Genomic DNA, 23,001 nt, shown 5'->3' with positions numbered 1-23,001 from the left:
GCTGGATAATTACAAGGTTCAGACACAAATATCAGTGTTGAGAGGTTTCTTTTACGGAAGCGTTCTGATTGGTTTTTGTATTCTGGATTCGAGCCGCTTGATTTCTCTTGTTCAGGAACTCGCTTGCGTGATTCCACGCGAGTTCAAACCAATGACCCTTGTTTCTATCCACGGTGAGTTTGAAAATAACCGATTTCACGACATCCAGCAGGATGCAGACGATGCAGACGAGCAAAACTACGCCTATCGGATACAACGCACACATGATTCTGCTGCGATAATACGGTTCGTAGTCAAACATGCTTTTCCACAACCAATCTCGAATAGGCACGAATTCGGTAATGAGATAGATGGCGAAGACATGCGACGCAGTCCAGTTGATGATCTTGCTGTGGAAATGGAGATGCGAAAAGAGTATAAACCATCCGAACGCTTGCACGAGGATGCCGAGATTCAGCATCTTCGGGAAAATGGCGTTAAATGGTGTCTGCGGGAATGCTGTATAAGCAGTCAGATCTTGAAGGCCAATGACAAGGTAACCTAATACAAGACATCCAAAACCTGTCCAAACGGAGGATAGTTGCTCGTGGTACCAACGGATATAGCAGACCAGTATCAGCAAGCAAAGCATTTCGAGAATGTCGTCGTTGATTATGGAGTTGTAAAGTCCAGGTATATCTCCGATGAAGGGTCCCATAAAGAGAATTATGCAAACTAATGCGAAGTGTTGTCGTTGTGTTAAACTACTTAAACCTTTGACCAGCATAGGTAGCAATAAGAGAATAAGCACATATATCGTCGCGTACCACCAGTGATAACTCAGTAGTGGCAGAAACATTTCTATGAAAATCGAAGCCCTAATAGGAGTGAGTTTAAATACCAAACTTATAACGCCTAAAAGAATTGACCAGAACAGTAGTGTGCGTTCTAAAATCCAAGCGCGCTTTGCAGTGCTATGCAATGTGATTTGACGATGCGGCTTGCATAAGAACCAAATGGAGATTGCGAAAAACAGATCTACGCCAACGCGCCCTTCGGTGGCGAGAAAAGTTTGGATGAAAAGTCTTTTTTTACCTAGTGGCTGTAAGTACAGCGGAAATTTGTTCCAGTAGAAGAAGTGATGCATGACAATCATTGCCATGGCCACGATACGCAGTAACTCGAAGTTGGACTGCCGTGTCGCATACTTGGGTTCTGCGGATTTCTTCACTACTGCCTCCTATACCTACCTATCAACTATCAACTCCGATATCTGTTTACATATCATAATGGACAATCTGCTGCTTATCTAACTGATATTTTTCTTCTCTTTATTCCTGTCTTTATTTATGACACTTTAGGTGTTTTTGACCAGAGTAATTCAAACCGGTGGCCCTCGTGGCGGTCAACAGTAATCTTGAAGACCGTCGATTTCACAATGTCGAGTAGAATGCATGCAACACATACGAATAGCGTCACTGTTATCGGGTAAAGAATAGACATGAGTCCGTGGTAATAGGGACCATAATCAAATATGCTGCCCCACAGCCAATTTCTGACGGGGATGAATTCAGTGATCAGGTAAATAGCAAACACATGCGATGCAATCCAGTTGACGAAGCGACTGGAAAAATGCAAATGAGAAGCAAGTGTGAACCAGCCGAAGGTCTCCGCCAAAATGCCCATGTCCAACATTTCATAGATTTGGAATCCGATATACGTTTCCGCACCTATGATCGCATAACCAACTGCGAGGCAGGCCAAACCGATGAGGATACCGGGGAATTGCTCGTGATGCCACCGAAGGTAGGTGACAAATACGACAAGGCAGAGGAACGCGATGGACCGCTTGCCGCCATCTGATGGTTAAAGCCAGGTATCACTCCAAAGACTGGTCCAAAGACAAGAAGAACGACACACATGCACAGGTGTTGCCTTTGGCTCAGACGGCTGATGCCCTGATTGATGGAAGGCAGCAGAAGAAGGATGAAGATATACGAGGTCGCGTAGCCCCAATCACAGGTTGCGGTAGGGAAAATCGCATTCAGAATAGACCGTGCCGTCACCGGTAGGATTCGTGTTGCAAAGCAAACAATCGTCAGAACAAGCGACCAAAACAGAAGTGTGCGCTCCAGGACCCATGCACGTCTGGCTGAGTCGTGGAAATGGATTTGGTGATTCGGTTTGCAGAGGAACCAGATGGAAATGGCAAAGAATATATCGAGTCCAACCCTTCCCTGACTCGCTAGGAAAGTTTTCAGAACGATTCGCTTCGGCCTCATGGGCTGCTGATCAAGTGAGAACTTGTTGTAGAAGAAAAAGTGGCAAAGAACAATCATCAGCATGGCTATGATGCGCAGCAGCTCAAAGTTCGACTGGTGCATTACCTTCTTCTGATTACTGGAATTACTTCTCAGTGACTCCTGCAACAGTTCACATCCTTGTGTTGTTAATGATTGAGTTTTTATTTGTTGGGTGTCCGTCAAAATTCGTTTTGCCGGACACCCAACAATCAGTTATGCATTCTGACGCATCACGGTGAAGGCCTCTTCCGGATCTCCGTCGAAGATGACATGGGAATGCGAAAGGACGATGCAACGTTGGCAGAGCTGCTTGATCTGGTCCTCGCTATGGGAGACGATGACCATGGTCTGGCCTTGCTTTTGCTGCTCCTTGAGCCGCTCAATGCACTTTTTCTGGAAGGCCTCGTCGCCGACGGCGAGAATTTCGTCGATGAGGAAGATGTCGGGATTGCTGTATACCGCTACCGCAAACGCGAGACGAAGGAACATGCCGGAGGAATAGAACTTCACTTCCGTGTCCATAAACGATTCGATGCCGCTGAACGCCACGATGTCATCATATCGTTCGTTGATTTCCTGCTCGGAAAGTCCCAGGATGGCACCGTTGAGGTATACGTTCTCACGGCCGGTAAGGTCCTGCGCGAATCCGGCGCCGACTTCAATAAGACCGGCGAGACGGCCTCGAATCAAGACGTCTCCGGAATCAGGCTGCATCACTCCAGAAATCATCTTCAGCATCGTGGATTTGCCAGACCCGTTGACCCCGATAAGACCGACGGTCTCGCTGCGCTTGATGTCGAAGGAAATGTTGTCAAGTGCATGGAAAAGCTCTGGTTTGATGCGCTTCTTCTTGGGAGTGAACAACTTGACGATTGATTCCTTGATGGAGGAATTGGCGCGAAGTGAGAAATGCTTGCTGACATCATCGACGCGAATGGCAACATCATCAGGAAGGCTTAAACGTTTTTTCTTTGACTGGTTCATATTAAAGCTCCTGTGCAAAACGGCCTTCGAGATGCTTGAAGGTCAACTCTCCGACGACAAGGCAGAACAGGGAGACAAGCAGGCTTACGCCAAGCCTCATGACCCAGGACCCCGAGAACTGGAAAGCCTCGTCGGTCGCGCCCCACCAGAAACCACGATGGAAAGATTCCACACAAACCGCGATCGGGTTTGCGAAGTAGAGTTCCAACAGCCACCTTGGCACATGCGCGGCGACCATGGTCCATGGGTAGAAGCAAGGGGCGGCCCAGGGCGCGATCATGGCGACAAGGTCGGTGATGTTCTCGGCGTCCCTGTAGAAGACGTTGATTGATCCGAAGAAGAGTCCCAATCCGAATGCGAAACAGCAAAGAGCCGCGAAGCCGATAATGGCGATGATGAGTCCCTTGATGTCGGGTCTCCAGCCGGTGATGGCAGCCCCGAGCAGAAGAATCACAAGTTGTGGGAAGAAATGGACGAACGCAACACGTAACGATGCCAAGGGGAACAATTCCCTGGGCAGGTAGATTTTCTGAATCAGTCCGGTATTGCTAAGAATCGAGCGCGTGCAGTTGCCGAACGCTTCAGTGAAGAAGTTGGTGACGATGACGGCGCTGAAAAGATAAACAGGATACACCTGAAGGTTCCCGGAACGTCCCATGCCCATGAAGATACCCATGGCCACGTAGAAGACCAAGAACTGCGTGAGGGGCTTTATGTAGGTCCAGACCATGCCGAGCCAGGAGCCGCGGTAGCGGATGCGGACTTCTTTCTTCACCAATAGCTTGAGCAGATAGCGGTAGCGAAATACGCCAAACAGCCCTTTGCTAGTGCCAGGGCGTGAGATGACGTCAGACTTTGTACTCATCGTGACCTTTCATACCTTCGCTGTCTTAACCTAATCAAGCGAACAAACGAACATACCTATTTTAGGCTCTGGCATAGAACTGTAGCCCATGAGCCATGGTCGATTTGTGAAAAACCAAACTTCTTCTACAAATTCTAGGCACATCGTTATGGCGGCGCTGATAGAGTAGGGAATTATGTCAAAAAGAATTCTTGTAACTGGAGCCAGCGGCTACATCGGCCGGCATGTGGTGAAAGCCTTGCTGGATGATGGCCAGGAGGTCATCGCAGCCGATCGCCACCCGCACGATTTGGATCCTCGGGCCAAGCAGGTCGCGGTTGATCTCTTCGCTCCGAATGACAATTTGTTCGAAGAGCTGGGAAGCCCCGATGTCTGTCTGCATATGGCGTGGCGCGACGGGTTCAAACACAATTCCGACGCACATATGGGCGATCTTTCCGGGCACTATCGTTTCATCAAGCAGATGCTAGACAGCGGTCTGAAGCAGATTGCCGTCATGGGCACGATGCACGAGGTCGGTTATTGGGAGGGCGCGATTGATGAGAACACGCCTTGCAAGCCCGCCTCCATGTACGGCATCGCCAAAAACGCCCTTCGTGAGGCAACGCTGCAGATGGCAGAGGAACATCACGCCGTTGCTCAGTGGATTCGCGCCTACTACATCGTGGGGGACGACTTGCGGGGGAGTTCCATTTTCTCGAAGCTGCTTCAGGCGGCGCAGGATGGCAAGAAGACGTTCCCATTCACCATGGGCAAGAACAAATACGATTTCATCAACGTCGACGTCCTCGCCGAGCAGATCGCCGCGGTCGTCTCCCAAGACAAGGTCACTGGCATCATCAACTGCTGCACTGGTAATCCCGTCTCCTTGGCTGACCGTGTCGAACGCTACATCAAGGACAACAACCTCGACATCAAGCTCGAATACGGCGCGTTCCCGGATCGTCCGTACGACTCGCCTGGGGTTTGGGGCGACAACACGAAGATTCTCCAGATCATGGGAGAATCTCAGCGCTAGGAATCGAACAGATTTTTCTTTAGGAGTTCTTAATAGCTGGATGGTTGAACATGTCTTTCACATAGGACGTTGTTTTTCCATTCAGCTTTTGTAATGCCACGCTCAACGCCATGATGATGACAAAATCAGCGAAGAAGAGAACAAACGCGCTAGTTAGCCCAAGCGTTTCAGGGTGTACAACGGAGAATACTTGAATAATGACTTGGTGATGAACCAAGAAAATGGCATAGGAATATTTCGACAACGACCCAATAACCTTGCGGATCGGTTGTTTGTTGAGCCAGTGACTGAGCCAAACCAAAGTCAGGAAGAAGCATATTCCAATCAGGGTCACTGCCAAATTTCCCCGAACAGGCTTGAAAATCTGTTGGAGAACCAACAGCGCTATCGAACTGATTCCGACAACATGTGGGATCTGCTTCATGAAACGGACGAAGTACATGCCAAATAGGATTTCCGGAAGACGTGTGGTCAGTAGTAAGGCTTTAGGCATACCGTGAAGAGGAATGTTGATGAGCAATGTTGCTGCATACAAAGCAAGAACGATGATGCCAGTAATCCAAGGATGCTTTTTGACGCCGATACGCAGTATGGGGAATGCGACATAGAAGATGATAATGAAGCCAAGGAACCATTCGCCGAGCGTATAGAAAGTAGATAGGCCAGTGTTTGCCAAGTATCCATCCATGCCTATTGCAGAGAGCAGGATAGTCCATTTCGGCGCTTTGTTGACAATTCCAGAGCCCATGGTGAGCAGCAAATAAATATTGGCGATGATGAAGGCGATCCAAAACATCGGATAAATGGATTTGAAGCGCTTCCAATAGAAGATTTTAAGATTCAGGTGCTCGCTGTCCTCGTAGTTATACATCAACGCAGCACCAGAGATGATGAAGAATTGGGATACGCCCAGATCTCCGATGTATATGCCAAATGGGGTATTGAAGAATATATGGCGTACTGAAGGGTAGGTATTGTCGAAATGTGTGATGACGATCAATATCACAGAAAGAGCACGTACCCAATCTAGGTAAAACAGGCGTGGCTTACGCTTATTAGACAGAGACGCGGCATCTGATACTTCAATATTGTCTGATGTCGTTTCCATGAGTGCTTGTCCTTTGCTGTTTCATCTGGTTTGGAAAGTACTATCAAAAATACTCTCACTATTGAAGGATAGAATTATTCCTCATCAACCTGAGACTCCTGCTGCTCTCGCATTTCTTTACGCTTTTGAACGATATAGGGGCCGAGAACCGGTATGTGTTTGATGCAGGTCTTGATTAGGGCTATGACGCGGCGGCAAAGCTCGTAAGGAATATGCTTGTATTTCTTAATATTCTTCTTTGTCTGTTCGATATCCAGGCCTAGCCAGGGCTTGTCTATCGCCCGTACCAATTCGCGTTGTTCAAAGGCAAGATTGGTGATTTCCATACGCGCGAATCGATCCGAGAGTATATAGGCGGGGAAGTAACCATTCGCCTGGGCGATGTACGCGTAAGAGCGGACGATGTAATGGTTTATCGTGTCATCGGCGTCGAGGCGCTCCTTGGGAAAATCATCATAGCTCCACTTGTGGTTGATGATTTGGCGTAGGGCCTCGGGGCGGACCCATGCCGCTCCGTCCAATGGCGCGATGACCTCCTTGTCCTCATCGATGGGCAAAACATCCATGCCCAGGGTTTTCTCCAGCAGATTTTTGGTTCCCTCGGCATCGTCGATCCATCCGAAGGTATATGCAGGGAAGTAACCAGCATGATTGGGCGGGGTAGGCATGGCGATGCCAAGGCGGGGGTTGCTCTCAAAAAATTGTATGACATTCTGTACGTATTCCTTGGTTGGAATCGTATTGTCGAAGCCCTTAGAGTGGGTCCCTCCATCAATGTTCAGGGGGGTGAGCTGGGTGAATTTCATGTCATGTATGAAGCAGACATAGTCATATTTGAGCAAATCGGCGCCGACGCCAATCAGCAACGCGCTGACATCGCGACCTTGGTTTTTGACAACCCGGATGTCGATGTTGTAAGACAGCTGCATTTTGGCGCAGTGCTCACGTACTATTTGTGCTTTCTCCTCCGAGGCAACCGTGAGAATGACGTCGCAGCCTTTCGGCATGGAGGAAATATATGACAGGCTATGGTCGATAGTGTTCATGTAATAAAGGTGCATTACCAGAGCAATTCGTTTGTTCTGGGGAATCGCCGTGCCGATGTTTTGAGGAAGAATGTAGTTGAGATGCAGGTTCTTCATCAGGTCGGCCAGGTTCATGGTGCGTAGCGCGTTCTGCCAGATGAGGTCGGTGTCATAATCCGTGTGGTCGCGCAAAAACTCATAAAGATCAAGGACGTTGTTGCCCATCGTTTGGATGAGCTGGTCATCATAATGATGGAAGAATGAGCGACGTTTGAAGATTGGGCAGCGTTTTTCGGCGACCAGCTTCGGAGTGAAGAACATGATCGGGCCGTAGGTGAGTTTTTCCATCTCATCTGTGTTGACGTAAGTGTCCCATTTGAAGCCTTTGTCGGCGAATCGTTTGGTGAAGAGGCTTTCATGTAAGCCGACGGAATCATTGTAAGTGCGGATTTGGGGAAGATGGTCCCAGTAATCTTGGAAATCTTTGGATTGCACCAAGCTTTTCCGATAGGCGTGGAAGTGCGACTGAATATGCTCGGGCAGATATCCGTAGGGGCTGTCGCCAAAAGGATCTTTCGCGACTTGGTGGTATTTAGTTATGCCCCAGAAATCCAGGTCGCGCTGGTCCATTGCCTCGAACATCTCGGAGAAAGGATAGACGGGTCCCATGATGGTGTGGTTGAACAGACAGACCTCGTCGAAGGTCTCCAGCTTCTTCCATCCATAGGAATCCAGCGCTGTCTTATAAGCCCAGACGTCGAATCCGGTATTTTCTCGTACGATCAATCTGTCGTCATCAACGTAGCGCAGGAATTTGGCCCGGCCTTCGTTGGTGAGTTTGCCATTGACCACAATGGTCATTTCGGAAAAGAATGGTTTGAATCCATCGAGTAGCGTTGTCACGTAATCATCGACGATGCCGTCTGCGTCATAGAAAAAGAAGATTCCCAGACGATTCACGCTATTACGATTCAATAACATAGAGACGAGTCACTTTCCTTGCAACAACTCATTGAAATTTGGCGAATGTGGTTTGGCTGTTCAACCTACAACGGCATAGCCTATCAAGGTTCGTAGAAATCATTCGTTCATTCTTGATAAGCGTATGCTCGTGGGCGAGAACGGTTAGGCTTTCCTGAACCTGATCCACTTTCTATACAGCTTCACAAGCAGGGGGCCGACAAGGGGAGTGCGCTTGATGGAACTCCTGACAAAGTGCACCGCATGATAGGCTTTGCCCTTGCCTTTTTTGATATTGTCCTTGGTCACTTCGACGTTGCGTCCAAGCCATTTGTCGCTGATGGCCCTGACAAGTTCGCGTTCCTCGAAGGCGAGGTTGGTGATTTCCATGCGGGCGAACCGGTCGGAGAAGATGTAGGCGGGGAAATATCCATTGTATTGGGCCACATAGGCGTAGGCGCGTTCGATATAGTGCAGCAATGTGGCGTCGGTCTTGTTGGGTTCTGGGGGGAAGTCCTCATATTCCCAGCCATGGTCGAGCAGGCCATGCAGGGCTTCGGGGCGGAACCAGAACATGGTGCCGAGCGGGGCCACGGCCTCTTCCTTCTCATCCAGCGGCACATGCACATCGAGTGTGTTTTCGAGGAACTCTTTGGTGCCGTCGAAATCGAGTCCCCAGTTGAGCGTGTACGGCGCGAAATAATCGCCATGATTGGGAGGTGTGGGCATGGCGATGCCAAGGCGAGGGTTGCTTTCGAAGAGGTGGATGATGTTTTCGACATACTCCTTCGTCGCAAGGTTGTTCTCAAAACACTTGTATCGGAAGCCATCGCCGATGGATTGGGGTTGAACCTGCGTGACTTTCTTGTCGTGCATGCTGCAGACGTAATCGTACTTGAGTAGGTCTTTGCCGGCTCCGACAAGCAGCGCGCTCACATCACGGCCGCGGTTTTCGATGATGCGGATGTCGATGTTGTAGGGCAGATGGTGTTTTTCGCAATAGGCGCGTACGGTTTCTGCCTTCTCCTCGGACCCGACTGTGAGGATGATGTCGCAACCCTCTGGCATGGAGGTGGCATAGGACATGGTTTGGTCCAGAAGATCCATGTAATAGAGATGCATGACCAATGCGATGCGCTTGCCTTCGGGAAGCGGTACGCCGGTTTGCTGTGGCAGGACGAAGTCCAGATGAAGGTTCTTCTCCAGGTCGGCCAGGTTCATAGTGCGCAGTGCGTTCTGCCAGATGAGGTCGGTGTCGTAGTCCGTGTGGTCGCGCAGGTATTCAAAAAGGTCAAGCGCATTGTTGCCCGCCGATTGTGTGATGGAATCACCATAGGGATGGAAGAACGAACGACGCTTGAAAATCGGGCATCGTTTCTCCTCGACCAGTTGCTTGGCCGCGAACGTTATCGGCCCGTACGTGAATCCTTCAAGGCTGTCGGTGTTGACATAGACATCCCACTTGAAGCCTTTGTCGGCGAATCGTTTGGTGAATAATGACTCATGCAGGCCCACTGAGTCGTAATAGTTTTTGATTTCGGGAAGATTGTCCCAGTATTTCTGGAACTCCTCGCTCTTTACCAGGCTTTGCCGATAAGCGTGGAAGTGCGATTGGATGTGCTCGGGAAGGTAGCCATAGGGGCTTCTGTCGAATGGGTCGTTAGGAACGCGGTGGAATTTAGTGATGCCCCAGAAATCGAGATCGCGTTGGTCCATAGCCTCGAACATTTCGGAGAATGGATAGACGGGGCCCATGATGGTGGCATTAAACAGGCAGATCTCATCGAATCGCGCGAGCTTCTCCCAGCCGTATGAGTCCAAAGCCGTTTTATAGGCCCATGCGTCGAAGCCTTTGTTTTCGCGAACGATGAGTTTGTCTTCGTCGGTGAAGTGCAGAAGCTTGGCGCGTCCTTCGGAGGTGAGTTTGCCGTTGACGACGATGGTCATCTCGGAAAAGAACGGCTTGAAACCTTCAAGCAAGGTAGATACGTAGTCATCCACCACGCCTTCTTTGTCGTAGAAGAAGAAGATTCCGAGACGGTTCACGCTCGATTCTGAAAGGATCATAAGTTTACGGTTTCTCTTGGTATTGGCGTTTAAAACAGTACTTAACAATACTATAGGCTGAATAGCCTCTTTGCTCCTGTATCTTTATGAGAAGCATTGAAGCAGAGATTTATATGTGCAAATCCAATATTGAGGGCCACATAGTTTCTTTAGTTTTATTGAGGGTTTTGCAGATAACTACTGTAAAACAAATTCGCTCCCGGAGGCTTGCCAACTGTGGTTCACTAAATAAAGTTGTAAGTCCCGGGAGCGAATTTGCTTTACAGTAAGCAGTTACTTTTCCTCGTGGTAGGACTTCTCGGTGTTGACCGACCAGACATTCTTTTTGTCTTTGCGGTCGCTGCCGATGTTGCTGACAGCCTCGATAGCGGTGGCCATGGAGTGGTCCTGGTTGTTGTAGCGGTGCTGGCCGTTGCGGCCCACGCAGTAGAGGTTGCCGAACGAGTCGAGGTAGTCGATGAGTTCGGGCATCTGGGCGTAGGTGTCGAAGTAGGCCGGATATGCCTTCTTGACGTGCTCACGGTGGGAGTCCAGCACGTCATCCGGTCCGTTGATCACGCGCATACGGGTCAGCTCCTTGATGGCGAGCTGGGTGGCTTCCTCGTCCGTGAGGTTCCAGAAGTCGTCGCCCTCCTCGCAGAAGTACTCGAGGCCAATCCACACGGTGTCATCCACGTTCTTAACCAGGTAGGGGCTCCAGTTGTTGAAAATTTGAATACGGCCGACCTTGTAGCCCGGGTCCTGTACATAGATCCAGCAATCCGGCACAATCGGCGGATTTCCGAGCGTGGGGGTATCAGTCGTATTCTTCAAGCGCAAGTGCTTGACGAGCAGGCCGACGGTGACGAAGTCGCGATAGGGCAGGCCGTTGGCCACTTTGACCATCTCCGCAGGTACAGCGCTTGGCTTGGTAGCCACGCCAGGCGCAGGGGTATCGTCCTTGACTGCCTTGTCAATCGCGTTCACCAAATCCTTGACCGGCATCGAAGATATGAACTGGTCAGCGAGGAGCTCTACACGCCCGACTTTATCGTCTTGGTAGACGACGGAAGCGATGCTGCCATCTTCTCTCTGGCGCAGTTCGACCACATTCGCGTCGGTGATCACCTTACCGCCGTTGTCGACGACCTGGCTCTCCACTGTTTCCCAAAGCTGGCCCGGGCCGAGCTTGGGGTACCAGAACTCCTCGATCAACGAGGTCTCGACCTCTCCCGAGTCGCGCTTTTTCGGCATCATCTTCTGGATGGCGTTCTTCAGCACTGCAACTACGCTAAGGCCCTTGACACGCTGCGCACCCCAGTCCGCGCTGATTTCGCGCGGATGGCGGCCCCATAACTTCTCCGTGTAGCCCTCGAAGAACATGGAATAGAGCTGACGACCAAAACGGTTGATGTAGAAGTTCTCGAGGTTGTCCTCGGGCAGCTTGTGAATCATGGACCAGAGATAGCTGAAACCGGCCTTCAACGTGAGCTTCAGGCCCAGCGCCTTGAACAGGCCGGGCGAAAGCGAGATCGGGTAGTCCAGGAAGTGCTGGTTCCAGAAGATGCGCGAGACGCGGTGGCGCTTGAGCATCACGACATCCGTCTTCTCCGGGTCCGGTCCGCCAGGCTCCAAATCGTGATGACGACCAAGCTTATTGTCGTCATAGGACGGGGCTCCCTGCAACGGAAGGATGTTCTTCCACCAGTCCATGATCCGGTCGTCCTTGGAGAAGAAGCGGTGGCCGCCGATGTCCATGCGGTTGCCGTTGTGCTTGACGGTGCGGCTGATGCCGCCGAACTCCTTGGTCGCCTCCAACACGGTCACGTCGTACTTGTCGGCGCCGCCGTCCTTGAGCAGCTCCCACGCCGCGGTCAGGCCCGCAGGCCCACCGCCAATGATCACCACAGACTTCTTACCCAATTCATCGTCAGTCACGTCTGCCTCCTTTGGAATCAAATGCTAAGAGACTAGTAAATCTCAATACTTAAACCGTCATTAGATTACACGTAAGCGTCAACGTCTTTGACGAAGCAAACTGAATATACACAAATCAAGCGTATGGGATGAACTGTTTCAAAGATATGTTTAGTCTTTAGTAAACGGCAAAATTGACGTCAGAGTATGCAGGAGACTGTTTTGTTCAAAGGGTGGTATTAATGGGTGACTGTCGTCAAGAGGGGACGAAAACAATTTTTCATAAATTGTCAGTAGGTGTCCGCAGAAACGTGGTAACCATACTTGTATTCCTCCTTGTTTGTATCGTTGAAGGTGCTATTTTTTTACACTCGACTGGCCCTCTGACTATCCCGGACAGTGATCTTCATGCCAATGCCGCTTATGTACTGGCGACTGGCCAAGAATTTACCCATGCAGAGAAGCGGGCCGATCCTTGGAATAACCCAGTGAAAATTCAGGAAGTCACCGGTGATTCGAGGTACCTGTCTCGTTATGGTGCCAGCAATGGAGCCGTATCATACCTGTTGGAAAATTTCCGCAATGATGCTCGTACGGCTGATGCTTCACAGACGGGAAGATTTAGCAAGATACTTTATGACAGGAATCGAGCAGTGCAGGAATCGGTAAATGAAATGCCGAAGAAAACGATGTCGGTTCCAGCACATCATCTTGGTACGGGTAACCGTTCGAACCAGTATTTCCCGATTGTGTATTTGCCTCAGGCTTGTGGCGTGTGGCTTGGGCTGAAACTTGGCACTCCGCCGTTCACGACTTGGCAGCTCGGCCGGATTGCTAATTTTTTGGTATTCTTGGTCCTTTTTAGTTTGGCGATAGCCTTGCTTCCCAGAGGCAAGTATTTCCTGGCCGTTCTTGGAGTCTTGCCGGGGACTGTATTCCTCGCCACAAGTCTGATGGCGGATGGGCTCTATATAAGCGTTGCCGCTCTCTTCGTTGCGCTTTTCCTCAGAACTGTAGAGCGTGACAAGCCTATAAACAATCGAGTTTTAGCGGTATTCGTCATTTTGACGGCATTGTTGTTGTTCTCTAAGGGTGTATATGTGGCGTTAGCGCTGCTGCTGATGGTGCTTCCCGCCAATGTGCTTTCAACTAAAAGAAAGGTTTGGTTTGTCGTCATATCGATGCTAGTCACCCTCCCGATATATGGAATCTGGAGCGTCTTGTTCGGTAGTTCTTTCCCGACTGTTAACGTCGCGGCGAATACCGAGTACGCGGGCAAGCATCCTTTCAAGATTGTGGTAATGGTGTTGTTGAGCACTTTGCAGTTCCTTTCCAAGCATTTCCCGACTCAGTTCTTTGGGATTTTGGCGCTGGTGGCAGTGTTGGTGGCTTGGGTTGTTTTCATCGTCATTAACCGGTCTGCGATTAAGAAAGAGAAGAAAGAATCATGGGTATCGGCTTATAGGTACGTTCTGATGTCGGTGGTAATTGTTCTGCTTATTGTTTTGGCAATTGATACTTTTGAAGCGTTAATTTGGAACCAATTGTCTACTATGAGTTGGAAAGATTACATCTATGGTCTTGAAGAAAGATATTTGTGGCCTCTAATGCCGTTACTGCTGACTATTGGGTATACGCATAAGAATCGGCATCTCAGCACCAAGATTTTGTCTTAACTTACAAATTCTTGTTAAAACTAATCTTTGTGTTTTTTGTGCTTAAACATGCTGATACGATTGCATGTGTTGTCCGTTTAGACCGTAAGAAGGTGGAGAATTGAAACATCTGTCGGGAAAGTCAACGAAGCTGAATGACAAAGAAGTTTCTAAGCCAAAACGGACCAACATTATTATTATCTGTGTGTTTGTTGTCCTGTGCGCAATAGAAGGTATCGAATTCATACAGTCGACGGGGCCGATGAGTATTCCTGATTCAGATCTGCATGCCAATACCGCCTATTCAATAGCGACCGGTCAAGCGTTTAGTCCAGCCTATAAGTGCGTCGATCCACATGGTAATCAGGTAAAGGTCCAGCATACTAAGGGCGACGCTAGATTTTTGAAGCGCGAAGGTGTGCGTAATGATTTGATATCATGGCTTGTTGCGAGCTTTTACCATGATGGTATTGATAGCGCGCGCCAGGGAACACATGGCGTCTCTCCTCTGATGCCGCTCTATGACAGTTACCGGGTTAAACAACAAGCGTCTGATCATCAACCAGCTCGTACAATAACGGTCCCCCTTAAAGGAACGATGACAGGCAACCGCGCAAATCAGTATTTCCCGATAGTTTATCTCCCCCAGGCAGCCGGTGTATGGCTAGGTATTCGGTTGGGTGTTTCTCCATTCAATGCGTGGCAGCTTGGGCGTGCTTCTAATCTCATCGTGTTCTTGGTTCTCTTTGGTTTAGCTATAGCGGTATTACCGCGCGGTAAGGTATTTCTTACTGTTTTGGGAATGCTCCCGCTGACTGCCTTTTTGGCGTCCAGTTTGATGTCCGATGCTTTTTACATTGCGATTTCGGCATTGCTTATTGCCCTAGTGATGAAATCTGCTGAATCTAAGGAACGTATGAGTAATGGCGGGCTCGCACTTTGTATAACATTGACAGTTTTGCTTTTCTTTGCCAAATATGTATATGTCGTTTTGGCTTTGCTGGTTATGGTTTTGCCTAGGCGAGTACTTTCCACTAAGAGGAAAGCATGGTTTGTTGGGATATCGATGGCTATAGCGCTTCCTATATATGGAATTTGGAGTCATACAGTCGGTAGCATATTCCCCAATGTAAATGTTGCCGATAATATTGCATATGCCCTAAAAAGGCCTGGCAAAGTCATGGTCATGATTATGCTCAGCATTTTGCGCACCTTCCCGCAGAACTATCCTAAGAAAGCTATTTCGATTGCAATGCTTGCGGTCATAGTCATTGCTTGGGTTGCGTACATAGTTTGGAACCGAAAGGCCTTGGTAAGGGATAAATCTGAATCATGGATTGCGTCGCATAGGTATTTCTTGGTTTCCATTGTCATTGCCATACTGGTTTATGTTTTGATTTATGCCATTGAAGCGATGATATGGAATGTATTACCTACTATGAAATGGACTGACTACTTGATTGGAGTCGAAGAGCGATACGTTTGGCCGCTTTTGCCATTATTGCTTACTATTGCGTATGTAGATAAGCCGGCAAAAGTATCCATGGATTCCAATAAAGACCTCTGATAGTCTTTGATGCTGCCGACAATCAATGTAACGGTATATATAATGTTCTTCAGTTAAGGTTTGCACTAGGAAACGTTCCTCGTACGGCATTTTTGTCAGAGGAGGCTGATTGCCTAATTTCAGGTAGCCGTTGCTTCGGGAATAGAAACTATGGCGAATAAACCGGATTGGTATTGAAACGTATGCGTATTGCGGCATCGATGGTGACGTTTAACCCGTCGCTGGACGACTTGCGGGGGAGTGTGCCCGCGCTGCTGGGGCAGGTGGGCGCGCTTGTCGTGGTAGACAATGGCTCCGAGAACGTGGAGCGCGTGGCGGAGCTTGTCGGCAGGTTCGACAAGGTGACGCTGTTGCGCAATGGCAAGAACCTGGGGGTTGCCACCGCTCTCAACCGCGCGTTCGAATGGGCGAGCGGGGCTGGCTTCGACTGGGTGCTCACGCTGGACGACGATTCCGAGATTCCCGATGGAATGATTGACGGCTACCGGCGGTGCCTTACGAAACAGACGAACGGCGGAACGGGTGTGGGTATCGTCTGCCCGCTTCTGCGCAACCGCAAAGACGGTACCATCTTCCACAGCAAGCGCAACGAGGGCGAGTGCATCACTTCTGGCAGCCTGACCAACGTAGACGCTTGGCGGGCGATCGGCGGGTTCGACGACTGGCTGTTCATCGACGGGGTGGATTTTGATTTCTCACGTCGTTTGGTGCGGGCCGGATACCCGATTGTGGAGTGCACCGACGTCATCATGCCTCACCAGATTGGCGAGAGCCGCACGGTCAACCTCGGCTTCAAGCATCCGATTGCTTGGAACCATGCGCCATTCCGGTGGTTCTACATCGAGCGCAATGCCTTGTATATCGACGTGAAGCTGGGTACGTATTCGTGGCCGCGTTCGGTGTCGCGCCTCGCTCAGGACATGCTCATCGTACTGCTCTTCGAGCGCGAGAAGGGCGCAAAGGTGGGCGCTATGCTGCGTGGCTGGAGAGCCGGCAAGCGCAAGATTCGCGCTATGCGGGCCGGGAGAAAGTAAAAGTAACTTTAAAGTTTATAGGCCAGAGCGCGATGGATTGAATGTCTGTCGGCTCTGGCTTTTCGCGGCGTCGTGTCGCCGTGTCACTTCATGTTCTTGATCTTGCGGTCGTAGACGAACTTTTCGGCCAGGCGAATGGCGCGCAAAGCCATACAAGTGAAGCGCTGGATTGGGCTTAGCGATTTGAGAATCTCGCCCGTCTGAGTGTTGTCGCTTGTGGCGACGGCTAAGGTGTTTGCGCCGTCATCGGATTTGCCGGTGGCCTGCTCACTTTGTGCGGCCTTCTGCTCGTAGCGGTTGTTGCTCACGAGAGTGTAGTAGCTGCGGGCTGGCAGAACGTGTTCGTCCTTGCAGAGGCGCATGTTGTGCAGGGACGCGGCGACGTGGTCATGATAGAAGGATGCGCTGCGCATCTTGTGGGTCACGGAATCGGCGCGCTGCAACCAGTTGTAGAGGTTCACGTCGATGTCGGCTACCTTGCCCATCCTCGTGTAAAGCCGGCATGCCACGGCGGTGTCCTGCGCGTAGACGCCCTCGGGGAAGCGGATGCCGTCCCACAGCTCGCGGCGGTAGAGGCGGCACCAGTTGGCTTCGTTGAAGTATTTCGCCTCGGTGTTGTGGCCCAGCGCGTCGCCGAGGATGCGCAGCGACTTGCAGAAGACGGTCTGGTAGGCGTGAAGCGGGTGCGAGAACACCGTGATCTTGCCGGGGTCCGGGGCGCCCTGCTCGGCCTCATGCGCGACGTCTTCGATCTGCGAGACGCCGAACTGGCGCCAGCGGGCCTTGCTCATATCGGCCCCGGTGGTCACGAGCGCATGCAGCAGCAGCTCGATGTTGCGTCGGTCGAGGATGTCGTCGTTGTCGGAGAAAGCGATATAGCGGCCGTGCGCGGCGTCGAGGCCGGCGTTCTGAGCCTTGCCGATGCCACCGTTCGGCTGGTGGATGACGGTGACGCGCGAATCCAGGTCGGCATATTCGTCGCACACCTTCGCCGAGCCATCGGTGGAGCCGTCGTCGATGAGAATTACCTCGAGGTTCGTGTGGCTCTGGTCCAGGATCGAGTCGATGCAACGGTCCAGGTAGTCCGCCGCGTTGTAGACCGGCACGATGATTGACACGAGCGGCTGCGCTTCGTCGGGGACGGGATCGGCCTGGCTCGAACTGTTGGATGGTGCCGAGGCGTTGTCCGAGGCCTCAACGGGAGTGTTGTTTGCTGCTGAAGAGACGGCTGCGTTGTTATCCGCCGTTGTTGAAGTGCTGTGCGCAGCATCGTTCGTCATGTCGGTTACACCGTTGTCTGCGATGTTATTTGTCAGTTCATTCGTCGCGCTGGCCACGGCATCGTTTTGCTCGTCGCCCAGGGCGTCGTTCGAGGTGTTGGTCATATTCACAAGTGTAGGAGAAGCCTCGGGCAGGCCGAAAAATTCGGCAGGCGTCCTGATGAATTGATGCCTTATTAATTTTTAAAGTGAGTTGGTGGCTTGATTGACAACAGGAGTAATGGCTTATTCCCAACGTTTTCAATACTTTTTTAAATTCGGAAGTTTAAAATAGTTTAAATTTAATTTAAAAAAGTTAAATCTTGCTTTTTTTAAGTTTAAATTTTAAACTGAAATTAAATTCAATTAAAAATACCAAAGATTTTGAAGAGAGATGCGATGGCGGATGATATTAAGGATATAAATAAGCCAGAATTGCAGAAGGCTTTGGCTCCACGCGACCGCGAAGGCGAGAACGGCCAGATTCCATCAAGCTTTGGCCATGAGACTCTTGAACGTGAGTTTAAAAGTGATAGGAAACAACTGCCGGATGAGAGCATCGTCGAAGCTGTTGTGGCTCTTGCCAACACGGAAGGTGGGACGCTGTTTCTCGGAGTTGAGGATGATGGCACGCCAACAGGTGTACATGAGAAGCATCGTGATGTTACTAGACTCAACGCCTTTATCGCGAATAAAACTGTTCCGCCGATCGCGGCGAGGGTGAATGTCATTGGCGAACCGCCTGTCATTGCGATTGAAGTTTCAAAATCCACGACGGTTGTCGCCACCAAGTCGGGCAAGGTGCTTCGTAGGCGTTTGAAGGCAGACGGTTCGCCGGAAAGTGTGCCGATGTATCCCTATGAACTTGCCACACGTCTTTCGGATTTGGGACGGCTTGATTATTCGGCGCAACCAGTGCCGGACACATCGATTTCCGATTTTGACCCATTGGAACTCGACAGGTTGCGTCGAATTATTTCTACGTATAAGAACAGCGATAAGGCTCTTCTTGATTTGTCCGATGAGGAATTGGAACAGGCCTTGCGGCTTACGGTTCACGTTGGCGGGCAAATAGTCCCTACCCTAACCGGTATGCTTTTCTTGGGGAAAACAGAGGTTTTGCATCGTGCGATACCGACAAATGAGGCCGCATTCCAAGTTCTTCAGGGCACAGACATCCGAGTAAACAAGACTTTCGACGGGCCTTTGCTCAAGACGATTGAGCAAATCACTGATGCTTTGGAGCCATGGAATCCTCAAACGGAAGTCAGCATAGGACTTTTTTCTGAGCCAGTTCCGGATTTCGACAACAGGGCATTCCGAGAAGCTCTGATTAATGCGTTCGGCCACAGAGACTATTCCGTATTGGGGCGTGTGCGGGTTCAAGTTGACGATGCTGGATTGTTGATTTCTAATCCAGGTGGATTTGTCGAAGGCATAGATCTTAATAACCTTTTGACTGCCGAGCCTCGTGGCAGAAACCCGGAATTGATGGATGCTTTGAAGCGTGTCGGTCTTGCTGAGCGTACGGGGCGTGGGATTGATCGTATCTTTGAAGGTTCATTGAATTATGGCCGTCCTTTGCCAGATTATTCCCGCTCCAACGACGTGGGAGTATCGGTGTTTCTGGCTAGGAGTGCGCCTGACGCCAATTTCGTCCGCATGCTTGCGGAAGAACATGATCGTACCGGTAACCCTATGTCTTTAGAGGCTTTACTGGTCTTGAACATGTTGAAATCACAGCGTCGTTGCACTTTTGAAACCTTGAATGGCGAGTTGGAAATGAGTGCATCCAGATTGCATGCGGTTGTCGGGAAACTGGTCGAATCCGGGTTGGTGGAAGCGTCCGGAAGTGGAAAACGGCGGGCGTATTTCCTTGGTTCAAACGTCTATAAGCGAAGTGGCAAAACCGTGGAATATGTGCGCCAAGCGGATATCGCTAAGGTGAGGTATCCGGAACTCATCATGAATCTTGCTAAGCAGCAAGGGAAGGATGGAATAACGGTTTCTGATGTTATGCAGCTGCTCAGGATTGAATATCATCCTGCATATTACCAGATTCAAAAAATGGTTCGGAACGGGAAACTCAAGCGTCTTCCTCATGGTAGGACAGGGCGTTATATTGTGACATAGTGGTTTTGCTGTTAGAGAGCGTCTAGACGGCCGCTGAAGGAGTTTCCCGGAATGATTCAGAGACGTAATTGTCTCGTTCCTGGGTTCTTCACATTCTGCCCGGTTTCTTTACTTTTGTGTGCGCCAGATTCGGAAATTAGTTCAAAACGGAGAAATGGAGCGAGTATCTGGGGGGGGCATCGAAGTACGTTAGGCGCAAAAATGCTGGTAAGTTCGGAAAGTAATTCAATTATCTCAGAATTCTGAGATTTACTGAGTTTTGCAGACTTGAATCTCAGAATTCTGAGTTGAATTATGACTTTCTGATTACCTGAGGTTTCGTTTCGTTCGTCACAATTCCATCGGCAACTTACACATGGTCTTTACAGTCGTTTGCGCACATTTCACATCTGGGTTCATAGAGTCTGAAATTAGAGTTAGAAATTTCAGGAGTTTATATGACGGCAGCGGAAAGCGCTTTATTACTTGACAGGCCGAAAAGCCGTGGCGGAGCTGTTGTTGTACCTAATCGCGATTCATCGGCGTTGCCGCACAAGGGGTATGGGGAGACCTGGGCGAAGATCATTCTTATGGGCGAGCACTCCGTGGTGTACGGGTATCCGGCGGTCGCGGTGCCGATTCGGGCGTTGAAGATGCGGGCCTGGGTGACGCCGTCGGAGGGCTCGGCTTCGACTTCCCGGGGAAGTGGCGATTTTGCGGCGAACTCCGACGAGCCTGCTGATTGGGCGGATGTTGCTGGTTCCGTTGATGCCGCTTTCAATTCTTCGGATTCTTCCGACCTGTGCCACATCGGCACGTTGAAGGCGCTCAATTATGACGGGTCCATGGCCGACGCGGGCGCTCGCTTCGGCGGGCTCGAGCGCGCGGTCAAGGTCGCCACGGAGTTCGTGGGCCACCCGGAGCAGGCGTTCGACATCGTCACCGATGGGGCCTTCCCCGCGGGCCGCGGCATGGGTTCCTCGGCGGCTTCGTCCGGGGCGGTGATTCGCGCGATTCTTGACGCCTACGATTGCCATCCCGGCGAACGCGAGATTCTGCGCCTGACCAACGAGGCCGAGGTCGTCACGCACGGCAACCCCTCCGGCCTGGACGCCGCGACCACCTGCTCCAACGAGGCCGTGGTGTTCGAGTCCGGCGAGATGAGCACGATGCACGTCAACATGCCGGCCTACCTGGTCATCGCCGATTCCGGCATCGCGGGCAGCACGCGCGAGGCCGTGGGCGGCGTGAGGCAGCAGGACGAGCGCGACCACACCCGCGTCAAGGGCATCATGGACGAGTTGGGCGAGCTGGCCCGCGACTCGCAGACCGATCTGGAACGCGGCACGGTGCGCCTGCTCGGGCAGCGCATGAACGAGGCCCACAAGTTGCTCCACAACCTCAAGGTGAGCCATCCGCTGGTCGACCGCTTGGTCGAGGCGGCGCGCAAGGCCGGGGCTGTCGGCGCGAAAATGACCGGTGGCGGCTTGGGAGGGTGCCTCATCGCCCTCGCGCCGACCGCCGAGACCGCCAATCGCGTGCGCCAGGCGTTGCTTCGTGGCGGTGCTCGCGAGGCCTGGGTCCATCCGTTGGAGGACGCCACCGTAGCCGCGTGAGCCTTGGCACGTAAGGTGTTGTGGCGATTGCGGTAATTCAGGAATCGTGGTTTCGGACTTTTGATTTAGCCGCCCGATGTTCGTGATTTGTCGTCTGGATTCGTGTCGGATATATCTCGTTGTTTGGGAAACGGATATTTGATACCGTCTGCTATTTAGGTGGCCATATAGCCCGTTTGTCGTGCCAAACAGCGCCTCGCAACCCCCAATCGGGCGGATTCAGTGGACGATTAGGCATATCGCCATGCGGATGTGCAACGCGGGGTAGGCTCTGAGTTGTGAAAGCAGGAGTATCGGATATGCGCATTACGTCGTTAGGTGAAGCGGTGGGCGAATCGCGCCCAGTCGCGCAATCTGGTACCAAATCTGCAGGCCTTGATTCCGAACCGGATTCTGATTCCGATATCGACTTCGACGGGATTGCGCAAACGGCCGGGCGCAACGTGGCCACGGCCAGCGCCAACGCGAATATCGCCCTCATCAAATACTGGGGCAAGGCCGACGAGCGGTTGATCATTCCTCGCGCCTCGAGCCTTTCGTTGACGTTGGACGGCCTCACCACGCGCACTTCCGTCGAGTTTTTGCAAGATGGGCGTGACGATTCCAACACGTCTGGCATGTCTGGCGCTCCCAGCGATTCCAACGTTTCCGCAGGCTCGGCGACTTCCAGTAACGCTTCGGCTGATTCCCTGACCATCGACGGCAAACCGCAGTCCGGCAAATCCCTCGAGCGCGTCTCCCGGTTCCTCGACATCGTGCGCGAGCGTTCCGGCATTAACACGCCCGCCCGCGTGATTTCCACCAACACCGTGCCGTTCGGCGCCGGCCTGGCGAGTTCCGCATCAGCCTTCGCCGCGCTCGCTGCCGCAGCCTCGAAAGCCGCTGGGCTCGATTTGTCGCCCCGTGATTTGTCGCGTCTGGCACGACGCGGCTCGGGGTCGGCCTGCCGTTCGGTGTTCGGCGGGTTGGTGAAATGGAACGCCGGCCATGACGACGAGACCTCATACGCCGAGCCGGTCGATGACTCCAAGCTCGACCTCGCCATCATCGTGATCCTGATTTCCGGCGAGAAGAAGCCGATTTCCAGCCGTGAGGCCATGCGCCGCACCATCGCCACCTCGCCGCTATACGACGCGTGGATCGATTCGTGCGGCTCCGACCTGGACGAGGCGTTGCGGGCCGTGGCGAGCGGCGACATCCAGCGGCTCGGCGAGGTGACCGAGGCGAATTCGTTCGGCATGCACGCAGCGATGATGGCCTCGCGCCCGGCCGTGATGTACTGGCTGCCCGAGACCGTGGAGGCGTTGCGCGCGGTCGCTTCCGTCCGCGAGCCTGGGCTTGGCGCATGGTCGACCATGGACGCCGGCCCGAACGTCAAGGTGCTGGTCGACGGCCGTGACGCAGGGCGCGTCGCCGACGAGCTGCGCGACCGCTTGCCCGGTTGCGGCGTGGAGATTCATCGTCCCGGCCGCGGCGTCCGTTTCGAAAGCTGACTTTCTTCCCACCGCCATTACATTGTGTGGGTTGGGGAATGTATGTTGCGGGCCTCGATT

17 protein-coding genes are annotated in these 23,001 nt (G+C 51.7%); 7 read left to right on the top strand and 10 right to left on the bottom strand.

Translation table 11 applies throughout. The annotated features are described in order from the left end of the window. Positions 1–31: 31 nt before the first annotated feature. The 5 genes from OZY47_RS07965 to OZY47_RS07945 all read right to left on the bottom strand — a co-directional run bounded on the left by OZY47_RS07965 (position 32) and on the right by OZY47_RS07945 (position 4,131). Positions 32–1,210: an acyltransferase gene (locus OZY47_RS07965; protein WP_277177833.1), complete on the bottom strand. Its 1,179-nt coding sequence runs from the start codon at positions 1,208–1,210 to the stop codon at positions 32–34. A gap of 116 nt (positions 1,211–1,326) precedes the next feature. Continuing rightward, positions 1,327–1,743 (bottom strand): hypothetical protein, encoded by a 417-nt coding sequence (locus tag OZY47_RS07960; protein ID WP_277177831.1) that lies wholly within the window; start codon positions 1,741–1,743, stop codon positions 1,327–1,329. Continuing rightward, entirely contained in the window at positions 1,710–2,465 is a 756-nt protein-coding gene (locus OZY47_RS07955) for an acyltransferase family protein (RefSeq protein WP_277177829.1), read from the bottom strand. The genes OZY47_RS07960 and OZY47_RS07955 overlap by 34 nt, the downstream gene beginning before the upstream one ends. Before the next feature lie 30 nt (positions 2,466–2,495). Beyond that, on the bottom strand, positions 2,496–3,266 hold the full coding sequence (locus tag OZY47_RS07950) for an ABC transporter ATP-binding protein (protein ID WP_277177827.1): 771 nt from the start codon (positions 3,264–3,266) through the stop codon (positions 2,496–2,498). Between the two features lies 1 nt (position 3,267). Next, the gene (locus OZY47_RS07945; RefSeq protein WP_277177825.1) at positions 3,268–4,131 is read right to left on the bottom strand and encodes an ABC transporter permease; all 864 of its coding nucleotides are present in this window, start codon (positions 4,129–4,131) and stop codon (positions 3,268–3,270) included. Between the two features lie 175 nt (positions 4,132–4,306). Between OZY47_RS07945 and OZY47_RS07940 the strand changes: the two genes are divergently transcribed. After that, positions 4,307–5,149, top strand: coding sequence for an NAD(P)-dependent oxidoreductase (locus OZY47_RS07940; protein ID WP_277177823.1), 843 nt, complete (start codon positions 4,307–4,309; stop codon positions 5,147–5,149). 19 nt (positions 5,150–5,168) lie between these two features. Here OZY47_RS07940 and OZY47_RS07935 read toward each other — a convergent pair whose 3' ends face one another. The 4 genes from OZY47_RS07935 to OZY47_RS07920 form a co-directional block, all read right to left on the bottom strand. Then, entirely contained in the window at positions 5,169–6,257 is a 1,089-nt protein-coding gene (locus OZY47_RS07935) for an acyltransferase (protein WP_277177821.1), read from the bottom strand. A gap of 74 nt (positions 6,258–6,331) precedes the next feature. Further along, positions 6,332–8,263, bottom strand: a complete 1,932-nt coding sequence (locus tag OZY47_RS07930) for a rhamnan synthesis F family protein (RefSeq protein ID WP_277177819.1) — start codon at positions 8,261–8,263, stop codon at positions 6,332–6,334. A 144-nt stretch (positions 8,264–8,407) separates the two neighbouring features. Beyond that, on the bottom strand, positions 8,408–10,309 hold the full coding sequence (locus OZY47_RS07925) for a rhamnan synthesis F family protein (protein ID WP_277177817.1): 1,902 nt from the start codon (positions 10,307–10,309) through the stop codon (positions 8,408–8,410). A gap of 273 nt (positions 10,310–10,582) precedes the next feature. Next, positions 10,583–12,226 (bottom strand): NAD(P)/FAD-dependent oxidoreductase, encoded by a 1,644-nt coding sequence (locus OZY47_RS07920; RefSeq protein WP_277177816.1) that lies wholly within the window; start codon positions 12,224–12,226, stop codon positions 10,583–10,585. A gap of 221 nt (positions 12,227–12,447) precedes the next feature. Between OZY47_RS07920 and OZY47_RS07915 the strand changes: the two genes are divergently transcribed. The 3 genes from OZY47_RS07915 (at position 12,448) to OZY47_RS07905 (ending at position 16,461) form a co-directional block, all read left to right on the top strand. Then, positions 12,448–13,881, top strand: coding sequence for a DUF2142 domain-containing protein (locus OZY47_RS07915; RefSeq protein WP_277177815.1), 1,434 nt, complete (start codon positions 12,448–12,450; stop codon positions 13,879–13,881). Between the two features lie 100 nt (positions 13,882–13,981). Next, positions 13,982–15,427 carry a DUF2142 domain-containing protein gene (locus OZY47_RS07910; RefSeq protein ID WP_277177814.1) on the top strand — a complete coding sequence of 482 codons (1,446 nt, stop codon included), beginning with the start codon at positions 13,982–13,984 and terminating at the stop codon, positions 15,425–15,427. Positions 15,428–15,609: 182 nt separating this feature from the next. After that, positions 15,610–16,461, top strand: coding sequence for a glycosyltransferase family 2 protein (locus OZY47_RS07905; RefSeq protein WP_277177813.1), 852 nt, complete (start codon positions 15,610–15,612; stop codon positions 16,459–16,461). An 83-nt stretch (positions 16,462–16,544) separates the two neighbouring features. On the opposite strand, the gene OZY47_RS07900 is transcribed toward OZY47_RS07905, so the two are convergent. Further along, positions 16,545–17,846: a glycosyltransferase family 2 protein gene (locus OZY47_RS07900; RefSeq protein ID WP_277177811.1), complete on the bottom strand. Its 1,302-nt coding sequence runs from the start codon at positions 17,844–17,846 to the stop codon at positions 16,545–16,547. A 357-nt stretch (positions 17,847–18,203) separates the two neighbouring features. On the opposite strand from OZY47_RS07900, the gene OZY47_RS07895 reads away from it, so the two are divergent. The 3 genes from OZY47_RS07895 to mvaD all read left to right on the top strand — a co-directional run bounded on the left by OZY47_RS07895 (position 18,204) and on the right by mvaD (position 22,941). Continuing rightward, the gene (locus OZY47_RS07895) at positions 18,204–19,853 is read left to right on the top strand and encodes an RNA-binding domain-containing protein (protein WP_277179237.1); all 1,650 of its coding nucleotides are present in this window, start codon (positions 18,204–18,206) and stop codon (positions 19,851–19,853) included. 437 nt (positions 19,854–20,290) lie between these two features. Beyond that, the gene (gene mvk, locus OZY47_RS07890) at positions 20,291–21,448 is read left to right on the top strand and encodes a mevalonate kinase (protein ID WP_277177809.1); all 1,158 of its coding nucleotides are present in this window, start codon (positions 20,291–20,293) and stop codon (positions 21,446–21,448) included. 299 nt (positions 21,449–21,747) lie between these two features. Continuing rightward, a complete protein-coding gene (mvaD, locus tag OZY47_RS07885) occupies positions 21,748–22,941 on the top strand; it encodes a diphosphomevalonate decarboxylase (protein WP_277177808.1) in 1,194 nt (397 codons plus the stop codon). Positions 22,942–23,001: the final 60 nt, after the last annotated feature.

It is taken from the genome of Bifidobacterium sp. ESL0790 (assembly GCF_029395435.1).
In the GTDB taxonomy this organism is placed as follows: Bacteria; Actinomycetota; Actinomycetes; order Actinomycetales; family Bifidobacteriaceae; genus Bifidobacterium.
The sequence above is the reverse complement of the archived record's forward strand: the minus strand, read 5'-3'. Positions and strand labels throughout refer to the sequence as shown.

What these genes read in the sequence shown, in the direction of transcription:
- OZY47_RS07945 (WP_277177825.1), bottom strand. Translation starts at nt 4,131, where the DNA reads ATGAGTACAAAGTCTGACGTCATCTCACGCCCTGGCACTAGCAAAGGG.
- OZY47_RS07915 (WP_277177815.1), top strand. Translation starts at nt 12,448, where the DNA reads ATGGGTGACTGTCGTCAAGAGGGGACGAAAACAATTTTTCATAAATTG.
- OZY47_RS07950 (WP_277177827.1), bottom strand. Translation starts at nt 3,266, where the DNA reads ATGAACCAGTCAAAGAAAAAACGTTTAAGCCTTCCTGATGATGTTGCC.
- OZY47_RS07930 (WP_277177819.1), bottom strand. Translation starts at nt 8,263, where the DNA reads ATGTTATTGAATCGTAATAGCGTGAATCGTCTGGGAATCTTCTTTTTC.
- OZY47_RS07900 (WP_277177811.1), bottom strand. Translation starts at nt 17,846, where the DNA reads ATGACCAACACCTCGAACGACGCCCTGGGCGACGAGCAAAACGATGCC.
- OZY47_RS07940 (WP_277177823.1), top strand. Translation starts at nt 4,307, where the DNA reads ATGTCAAAAAGAATTCTTGTAACTGGAGCCAGCGGCTACATCGGCCGG.
- mvaD (WP_277177808.1), top strand. Translation starts at nt 21,748, where the DNA reads ATGCGCATTACGTCGTTAGGTGAAGCGGTGGGCGAATCGCGCCCAGTC.
- OZY47_RS07925 (WP_277177817.1), bottom strand. Translation starts at nt 10,309, where the DNA reads ATGATCCTTTCAGAATCGAGCGTGAACCGTCTCGGAATCTTCTTCTTC.
- OZY47_RS07905 (WP_277177813.1), top strand. Translation starts at nt 15,610, where the DNA reads ATGCGTATTGCGGCATCGATGGTGACGTTTAACCCGTCGCTGGACGAC.
- OZY47_RS07935 (WP_277177821.1), bottom strand. Translation starts at nt 6,257, where the DNA reads ATGGAAACGACATCAGACAATATTGAAGTATCAGATGCCGCGTCTCTG.
- mvk (WP_277177809.1), top strand. Translation starts at nt 20,291, where the DNA reads ATGACGGCAGCGGAAAGCGCTTTATTACTTGACAGGCCGAAAAGCCGT.